At 69.6% G+C, this 1,326-nt stretch carries 1 protein-coding gene; it reads right to left on the bottom strand.

The window, feature by feature from the left end; genetic code table 11:
* The coding region (locus ACFWWU_RS37260; RefSeq protein WP_384153648.1) for a PKD domain-containing protein at nucleotides 1-1,326 on the bottom strand (1,326 nt) is incomplete at both ends.

Genomic DNA, 1,326 nt, shown 5'->3' with positions numbered 1-1,326 from the left:
GTTCCCTCCGGCACGGTCACCAGTGGGCCGGATGCCTCCTGCCACTCGCCCGCGGCACTCGCCACGTCGATCGTCAGGAACGGCTCGGCGTCGGCGCTGCCCCATCTCAGGGAGAGGGAGCCGGTGCCGGTCGCGCGAGCCTCGACGCCCGTGATCCCGACGAGGTTCACCGGGTCGTAGGCCAGCCAGTCGCCGACGTCGAACGAGGTGACCTTGCGGAAGGCGTGAGCGGTCTCGTCGTCGACGATCGTCGTCTCGCCGCCCTTCGCGTCGGAGTGCTCGGCCTGCAGTTCGCGCGGGTTGAGCAGCGTCACGTCGTCGGCCGACAGGGCCGGTGCCGTGGCGCTGCCGCCGTCGGTGTACGAAGCGCCGATCTGGGCGTAGATGTTCTCGGTCTCGCCGTGGCCGGCCTCCTCCTGCATCTCGATCTCGGCCGTGCAGCCGGTGCCGGTGAAGAGCGGGTGGGCGTGCGTGTTGTCGTGACCCAGGGCGTAGCTCCAGTTCACGCGCGAGCAGTCGATCGTCGAGTCCTCGGGGTCGGTGACCTTCACCTCGAAGGCGACCGTGTCGCCCCAGTCGGCGAACGAGCCGTTCTCGGGAGTCACGATCTCGATCGTCGGCGCGGTGTTGCCGACCGTGATCACGACCGACGAGAGGCTGACGCGTCCGCTCGAGTCGGTGACTCGGACGCGAGCCGTGTACTGGCCGTCGGCCTCGTACGTGTGGGTCACCTCGGCAGGGCCGTCGGTGAAGGTGCCGGTGCCTTCGAGGTCCCACGCGAAGCTGAGCGCGAGGCCGTCGGGGTGGGTGCTCTCGGCGGCCGAGAAGTCGACCTCGAGCGGACCCTGGCCGGACGTCACCGAGGCGTCGAGCTCGACGCGCGGACCCTTGGTGCCCTCGACGTAGTCGACCCGGTAGAGGCCGGCGTCGGGGTTCGGACGGAAGAAGCCGTCGCCGTAGTCGAGCACGTAGAGCGATCCGTCAGGGCCGAACTCGAAGTCGATCACGTTGTCCCACGGGGGCATGCCCGCCGCGTTGAGCGAGGCGTTCGGCAGGAAGTCCTCGATCTTCGTTACCTCGCCGTCGGGATCCTCCTGGCTGAAGGCGAAGACGCGGTCGCGCGAGAACTCGGCCATGAACGTCTTGCCGTCCCAGTACTCGGGGAACTTCGTCGTCGACTCGTTCTCCTCGTCGTAGCGGTAGGTCGGGCCGCCCATCGGCGCCTGGCCGCCGGCGCCGAGCTCGGGCCAGGGCTGGTGCGTGGCCTGGTCGCCGTACCAGATCTGCGGTGCGGTCGCCGCGGGCAGCTGCGTCAGGCCGGTGTTG

The organism is Streptomyces sp. NPDC058650, from assembly GCF_042717315.1.
Classification (GTDB): Bacteria; Actinomycetota; Actinomycetes; order Streptomycetales; family Streptomycetaceae; genus Streptomyces.
The sequence above is the reverse complement of the archived record's forward strand: the minus strand, read 5'-3'. Positions and strand labels throughout refer to the sequence as shown.